Source organism: Hansschlegelia beijingensis (assembly GCF_045505405.1).
In the GTDB taxonomy this organism is placed as follows: Bacteria; Pseudomonadota; Alphaproteobacteria; order Rhizobiales; family Methylopilaceae; genus Methylopila; species Methylopila beijingensis_A.
Genome location: NZ_JBJKEX010000159.1, coordinates 1 through 6676, shown reverse-complemented (window position 1 = coordinate 6676; position 6676 = coordinate 1). Strand labels below are relative to the sequence as shown.

The 6676-nt window shown below is 67.8% G+C and carries 5 protein-coding genes; 2 read left to right on the top strand and 3 right to left on the bottom strand.

Going from position 1 to position 6676, the window contains the following annotated elements; all coding sequences use genetic code 11:
- Window positions 1-359: 359 nt before the first annotated feature.
- The 3 genes from fdhF to ACIKT0_RS10930 all read right to left on the bottom strand — a co-directional run bounded on the left by fdhF (window position 360) and on the right by ACIKT0_RS10930 (window position 5499).
- Window positions 360-3332, bottom strand: a complete 2973-nt coding sequence (gene fdhF / locus ACIKT0_RS10940) for a formate dehydrogenase subunit alpha (RefSeq protein WP_407105376.1) — start codon at window positions 3330-3332, stop codon at window positions 360-362.
- Window positions 3333-3402: 70 nt separating this feature from the next.
- Window positions 3403-5121 carry an NAD(P)H-dependent oxidoreductase subunit E gene (locus tag ACIKT0_RS10935; protein ID WP_407105375.1) on the bottom strand — a complete coding sequence of 573 codons (1719 nt, stop codon included), beginning with the start codon at window positions 5119-5121 and terminating at the stop codon, window positions 3403-3405.
- A gap of 63 nt (window positions 5122-5184) precedes the next feature.
- Window positions 5185-5499 carry a hypothetical protein gene (locus tag ACIKT0_RS10930; protein WP_407105374.1) on the bottom strand — a complete coding sequence of 105 codons (315 nt, stop codon included), beginning with the start codon at window positions 5497-5499 and terminating at the stop codon, window positions 5185-5187.
- Window positions 5500-5821: 322 nt separating this feature from the next.
- Here ACIKT0_RS10930 and ACIKT0_RS10925 point away from each other — a divergent pair, with 322 nt between their 5' ends.
- Window positions 5822-6289 (top strand): group III truncated hemoglobin, encoded by a 468-nt coding sequence (locus ACIKT0_RS10925; protein WP_407105373.1) that lies wholly within the window; start codon window positions 5822-5824, stop codon window positions 6287-6289.
- Between the two features lie 154 nt (window positions 6290-6443).
- On the top strand, window positions 6444-6676 hold a 233-nt coding region (locus ACIKT0_RS10920), incomplete at its 3' end, for a hypothetical protein (protein WP_407105372.1).

Sequence of the window (6676 nt, the reverse complement as noted above, 5' to 3'; positions counted from 1 at the left end):
AGGTGGACCGCGCCTCTCCGGTGCTCGACGCCAAGATCCTTCAGGGCCTCCGACCAAGCCCAGTGCGGAAGCCGTCGCGCAGGCCGAGGCCGCGATCGCAACGGGTGATCCCGCAGCTTGCCGCGCCTCCGTCCAGAGCATGCGACGCGCAGGCGTGACCATGCCGAGCACTCTGCTGGCTCTTGGCGCGCTCGATCTGAAGTTTTTTGCGGCCCGCTGAGGCCGGTTTCGGGTTTGCGTCGTCAGCCGCCGGCGAGGCCGCCAGCCCAACGGACGGCTTCGTCCCGCCTGGTCCGCAGACAAAAGAAAGGCGGGACGCCTGAGAGGCTCCCGCCTTTTTCCTTGTATGGCGGACGCCGCTACTCGGCGGCCATCACGGCCGGCCCCACAGGCGTCACCCGCGCCGCGCAGAACTTGAACTCCGGGATCTTGCCCATCGGGTCGAGAGCCGGGTTCGTCAGCAGGTTGGCCGCCGCCTCCGCGTAGCAGAACGGCATGAACACCATCCCGACGGGCACGTCGCGGTCGGAGCGGACCTTGAGCTCCACCGCGCCGCGGCGGGTCTCCAGACGCATGGTCTGGCCGGGCTCGAGGCCGAGGCGATAGAGCTCCTTCGGCGCCAGGAAGGCGACAGCCTCCGGCTCCAGCGCGTCGAGAACGCCCGCGCGACGGGTCATCGACCCAGTGTGCCAGTGCTCCAGAACGCGCCCGGTGGAAAGTACCATCGGGAACTCGGCGTCCGGCACCTCGTCCGGCGGCACGATGTGCGCCGGGACGATCTTTGCCCGCCCGCTCTCGGTCGGGAAGCCGGCGTAGAAGATGATCTCGTTGCCGGGCTCATCCGGGCTGTCCACCGGATAGGTGACCGCGCCCTCGCGCTCCAGCCGCTCCCAGGTGATGTTGTTGAGCGACGGCATGACCTGCGCCATCTCGGCGAAGATGTCGGCCGGGCCAGTGTAGTTCCAGTCGAGGCCGAGCCGCCTGGCGAGCTCCTGGATGATCCACCAGTCCTGCCGGGCGTCGCCGGGCGGAGAGATCACCGGCCGGGCGATCTGCACGCGCCGGTCGGTGTTGGTGAAGCTGCCGGCCTTCTCGGCGAAAGCGGAAGCGGGCAGCACCACATCGGCGTGGAACGCCGTCTCGGTCAGGAACAGGTCCTGCACCACGAGATGGTCGAGCATCGCGAGCGCGTGCCGGGCGTGGTTGAGGTCCGGGTCCGACATCGCGGGGTTCTCGCCCTCGACGAACATGCCCTTGATCTCGCCGGCGTGGATCGCCCGCATGATCTCCACCACGGTCAGGCCCTTCTGCGGGTCGAGCTTCTGACCCCAGAACTCCTCGAACAGTTCGCGGACGGCCGCCTTCTCCACGTTCTGATAGTCCGGATAGACCATCGGGATCAGGCCAGCGTCGGAAGCGCCCTGCACGTTGTTCTGGCCGCGGAGCGGATGAAGCCCCGTGCCCGGCCGGCCGATCTGGCCGGTCGTCAGCGCCAGCGCGATCAGGCAGCGCGAATTGTCCGTGCCGTGCACGTGCTGGCTGACGCCCATGCCCCAGAAGATGATCGAAGCGCGGGAGCGAGCGTAGAGTCGGGCGACCTCGCGCAGGGTCTCGGCGTCGATCCCGCAGACGCTCGCCATCTTCTCGGGCGTGAAGTCGACGATCTTCGCCTTCAGCTCCTCGAAGTTCTCCGTGTAGCCGGCGATGTACTGCTCGTCGTAGAGCTTCTCCGTCACGATGACGTTGAGCATCGCGTTGAGCATCGCGACGTCGGAGCCCGGCCGGAACGCCAGGTGCTTGTAGGCGTGGCGCGACAGCGCCTGGCGGCGCGGATCCATCACGATCAGCTTCGCGCCGCGCTCCTTCACCGCGTTCTTGATGAAGGTCGCCGCGACGGGGTGGTTCACCGTCGGATTGGCGCCGATGATGATGATCACCTCGGCGTCGAGCGCCGCCGAGAACGGCGCCGAGACGGCGCCGGAGTTGAGCCCCTCCATCAGGGCCGCGACCGAGGAGGCGTGGCAGAGGCGCGTGCAGTGGTCGACATTGTTCGAGCCGAAGCCGAGCCGCACCAGCTTCTGGAACAGGTAGGCCTCTTCGTTCGAGCCCTTCGCCGAACCGAAGCCCGCCAGCGCCTTGGGGCCATGACGATCGCGGATCGCCTTCAGGCCGCCGGCCGCGCGGTCGAGCGCCTCCTCCCAGGTCGCTTCACGGAAGTGCGTCCACGGGTTCGCGGGATCGACCTCGTCGTTGGCGTCCTTCGGCACGTTGTCGAGCCGGATCAGCGGCGCGGTCAGCCGGTGCGGATGGTGGATGTAGTCGAAGCCGAAGCGCCCCTTCACGCAGAGGCGGTTGAGGTTCGCGGGGCCTTCGCGGCCCTCCGCGTAGACGATCTTCTCGTCCTTGACCTTGTAGGAGACCTGGCAGCCGACGCCGCAATAGGGGCAGAGCGAGTCGACCTCGCGGTCGGGATAGACGGTGCGGGTCTGGTTGGCGTCCAGATAGGCGGACGGCATGAGGGCGCCGGTCGGGCACGCCTGCACGCACTCGCCGCAGGCGACGCAGGTCGAGCCGCCCATCGGATCGTCGAAGTCGAACACCACCTTGGTGCCGGCCGAGCGGTAGGCCATGCCGATGACGTCGTTGACCTGGACCTCGCGGCACGCGCGGACGCAGAGATTGCACTGGATGCATGCGTCGAGATTGACGCTCATCGCCGGGTGGCTGATGTCGCTCGACCACCGCTCGGCGGCCGGAAAACGGCTCTGATCGACGTTGACGAAGTCGGCCTGCGACCAGAAATGCGAGGTCGGGTCGTGGGAGGTCTCGCGCTCGGGCTGATCGGCGACCAGGAGCTCGATCACCATGGCGCGGGCCTTGGTGGCGCGCTCGGTGGCGGTCTTCACCTTCATGCCGACGCCGGGGGTCCGCTTGCAGGAGGCCGCCAGGACGCGCTCGCCCTCGATCTCCACCATGCAGGCGCGGCAGTTGCCGTCGGGCCGATAGCCCGGCTCCGGCTTGTGGCAGAGATGCGGGATGTGCGTGCCGAGGCGCTTCGCCACGGACCAGATGGTCTCGCCCGGCTGCGCCTCGACCTGCTGCCCGTCGAGCTCGAAGACGACGCCGGGAGCGGCCGCGTCCTTCTTGATCCCGTCGAGGCCGCTCGGTCCGGGCGACGCCTGGCCGCCGGACTTCGCGCCTACCGAATAGGCTCCGCCGGCGCCGGGACGATCGCCCGAGGCCTGGCCGCCGGCGTCCTGCACGCCGGGCGCGCGGAACTCCGCCTTGGGGGAACCGACTTCGTCGCTGCTCTTATGGCTGTCGTCGTTCATGATTCCGCTCCAACACCTGGCGTCGGAAATAGGTCAGAGCCGCGAGAAGCGGCGTTGTCGGCTTGTCCGTTCACTCGGCCGCGATCGATCGCGGCGCCGGGAACAGGTCCGGGAAGAACCGGATCACGCTCGTCAGCGGGTTCGAGGCCGCCTGGCCCAGCCCGCAGATGGAGGCGTCCCGCATGCATTGCGACAGCTCGCTCAGCAGCTCGGTGTCCCAGACGCCCTGCTCCATCAGCACCCGCGCCTTCTGCGTGCCCGAGCGGCACGGCGTGCACTGACCGCAGGACTCGTCCTCGAAGAAACGCATCAGGTTCAAAGCGGCTCCACGAACATCGTCCTGGTCCGAAAGAACCACCACGGCCGCCGATCCGATGAAGCAGCCGTATTTTTCCAGCGTGCCGAAATCGAGCGGGATGTCGTTCATCGAAGCCGGCAGGATGCCGCCCGAGGCGCCGCCCGGAAGGTAGGCGGAGAAGACGTGGCCGTCGGCCATGCCGCCGCAATACTCGTCGATCAGCTCCTGGATCGTGAGCCCTGATGGCGCAAGCTTGACGCCCGGCTCCTTCACGCGGCCGGAGACCGAATAGGAACGCAGACCCACGCGATCGTTGCGGCCATGGCTCTTCCACCACTCCGCGCCGCGCTCGATCAGGTCGCGGACCCAGAACAGCGTCTCGATGTTGTTGATGAGGGTCGGGCGGCCGAACAGGCCGACCTGGAACGGGAAGGGCGGCTTGTGGCGCGGCAGCCCGCGCTTGCCCTCGAGCGACTCGATCAGCGAGGATTCCTCCCCGCAGATATAGGCGCCCGCGCCCCGCCGCAGATGGATGACAGGCCCGCCGGCAGGAAGTTTCGCGATCTCGCGCGTCAGGATCTCGCGCGAGATCGGGTATTCGTCGCGAAGGTAGATGTAGACGTCCGTCGCCTCGACGACATGCGCGCCGATCAGCGTGCCTTCGAGGAACCGGTGCGGATCGGTGTTGAGGTAGAGCTGGTCCTTGAAGGTCCCGGGCTCGCCCTCGTCGCCGTTCACCGCCATCAGGCGCGGTCCGGGCTCGCCGCGCACCGATCGCCATTTGCGGCCCGTCGGGAAGCCCGCGCCGCCGAGGCCGCGCAGCCCGCCATCGTCCAGAACCTTGAGGACGTCGTCGACCGAAAGCTCGCCGCTACGCAGCCGGCTAAGCGTCGCATAGCCGCCGTCGCGGACATAGGCGTCGTAGTCGACATAGTCCGGGACATGCGCGTGCGTGTCGCCGGCAGCCACCGCGGCCGCGACGCTCTCGGGCGTCGCCCGGTGCAGGAAATTGTGCCCCACTTCCACCGCGGGCGCATGGTCGCACAGGCCGACGCACGGCGCGCGCACGACCCGGACGTCGCCCTTGAGCTCCGCCTGCAGCGTCTCCAGCAGCTTCTCCGCGCCGAACATCGCGCAAGTGATGCTGTCGCAGACCCGCACGGTCAGTTGCGGGATGTCGGCCTCGCCCTCGCGGACGACGTCGAAATGAGCGTAGAAGGTCGCGGTCTCGTAGACCTCGGCGAAAGCCAGCCGCATCTCGTCCGCCAGCGCCGCCAGATGCGCCGCGCTGATCTGGCCATAAGTGTCCTGGATCAGATGCAGGTGCTCGATGAGCAGGTCGCGCTGGCGCGAGCGGTCGCCGAGCAGCGACTCGATCTCGACCTTGGCGCGGGGTTCGACCTGACGCCCCTTCGGCACCGGACGAGCGGCGTTTCTGCCACGGCCGGGATGCGAGAAACGTTGAACGTTCTGATCGTTAGCCTGACTCATCGCACATTCGCTGGTTCTAGAGACGCACGGTTCTAGCGGACTCGCGGGCCCGGTCGTAGGGAATTATTGGCCGCCAAACGCTCTCAGAGGCCGGTCCGCCTCGGAGCGATGCTTCATGATCGCGACGCCCGCCTGCTCGTCGAGACTCTCGACCCGGGGTCCCACCACGGAACGCAGGGCTACCTCAAACGCGTCGAGCGCTTCGTTCGCCCGCTCCAGCGGGTCATGCGCCGCCTGGTCGGAGGCCCCGGAGAGCGCCTGAGCCAGCTCTTCGCGGATCTGCGCGATGAGTTGCTCAGTCAATGGCGGGCGCGCCTCTGCAGCGTACGCGTCGCAGATGACGGCCGGCCAATCTACCGAAGTTCGCGGATCGCCCATCGGGAGCGGTTCTCCAAGCATCACCACACAGACCTGGGATCACCGACCACGCTGCGAAGCGCCGCACAATCGTGCCTCGGTCCTTTTCACCCGCGTCTCTATCTGGCGCAGCAGTTTTCAACTGCTCTAACGTTTAGCAGGGATCGAGGCCGCTGGCCATCCGTCTGGCATGCCACAAGTCGATCCGCCGGCTCGGCTCCAATCGAAGAGCCGGCTCGCTTCTCGGCTCGAACGGTCGATGACCCGCTTGCAACATGGCCGCCGGGAGACCAGCTCAGCTTGACCATTTCTCAGGCGTCGATGCGAATTGATGAGGCGTCCCTTGGCTGACACCGCCCGCCCGGTCCCGCTCACGTCTCCCAGGACGGGGCTTTCGGCCGACGGTCTTGACGAAAAGATGATCCGGGCGGTGGTCGATCGCTTCTACGCGGAGGCGCGCCAGGATCCCGTCATCGGCCCGGTCTTCAAGGACGCGGTGCCCGACGAGCGGTGGGGCGCCCATCTGGACACGATCGTTGATTTCTGGAGCTCGATGCTGCTCGGATCCCGCCGCTACGAAGGCCGGCCGCTGCGCAAGCACCTGATGCTGCCCGCTCTTGAAGACGCCCATTTTCAGCGTTGGCTGGCGCTGTTCCGGCGCACGGTCGAGGAGCTCTGCCCGCCCGCGGTGGCGGCGTTCTGGGCGGACCGCTCCGAGAGAATCGGCAATTCGTTCCGCATCAGCGTCCGGATGCATCGCGGGGAAGAGGTGACGCAGCTCGCCCCGCTCGAACGCGAGACGCTTCCGTGACAGAGGCGGAGCAGGGCGCCGCCACACGACCGGACCTTAAACGAAGGTATGAGAGCGGGGGACCAAGGTAGGACCGGCGGCAACGCTCCGTTCAATGTCCTGGGTCCCTGCGCGAGCCTAGCTTCGCCTCATGAACGAGAGGTGAGGCGAGGCGATGAACCATCCCATGAACGACCGGGCCTCCTCCCGCTTCCCGCACGCTGCGGCGGATCGTTCTCTCGCCTCCCTCGTGCTCGACCGCGTCCGCTCAGACGGCTGGCCGGCCGCCGCGGCGGAACCGGTCCGGCTCGCCGCGATCGATCTGGGGCGCACCCGCGTCGAGCTGCTGCTCTCGGAGCAAGACGGCCGGGTGAGCCTGCTGCTCGGACCGCGCGGTCAGGGCGCTGC

Bases quoted from the DNA above. Each gene is read 5' to 3' on its own strand.
- ACIKT0_RS10930 (WP_407105374.1), bottom strand. From the start codon at position 5,499: ATGGGCGATCCGCGAACTTCGGTAGATTGGCCGGCCGTCATCTGCGAC.
- fdhF (WP_407105376.1), bottom strand. From the start codon at position 3,332: ATGAACGACGACAGCCATAAGAGCAGCGACGAAGTCGGTTCCCCCAAG.
- ACIKT0_RS10935 (WP_407105375.1), bottom strand. From the start codon at position 5,121: ATGAGTCAGGCTAACGATCAGAACGTTCAACGTTTCTCGCATCCCGGC.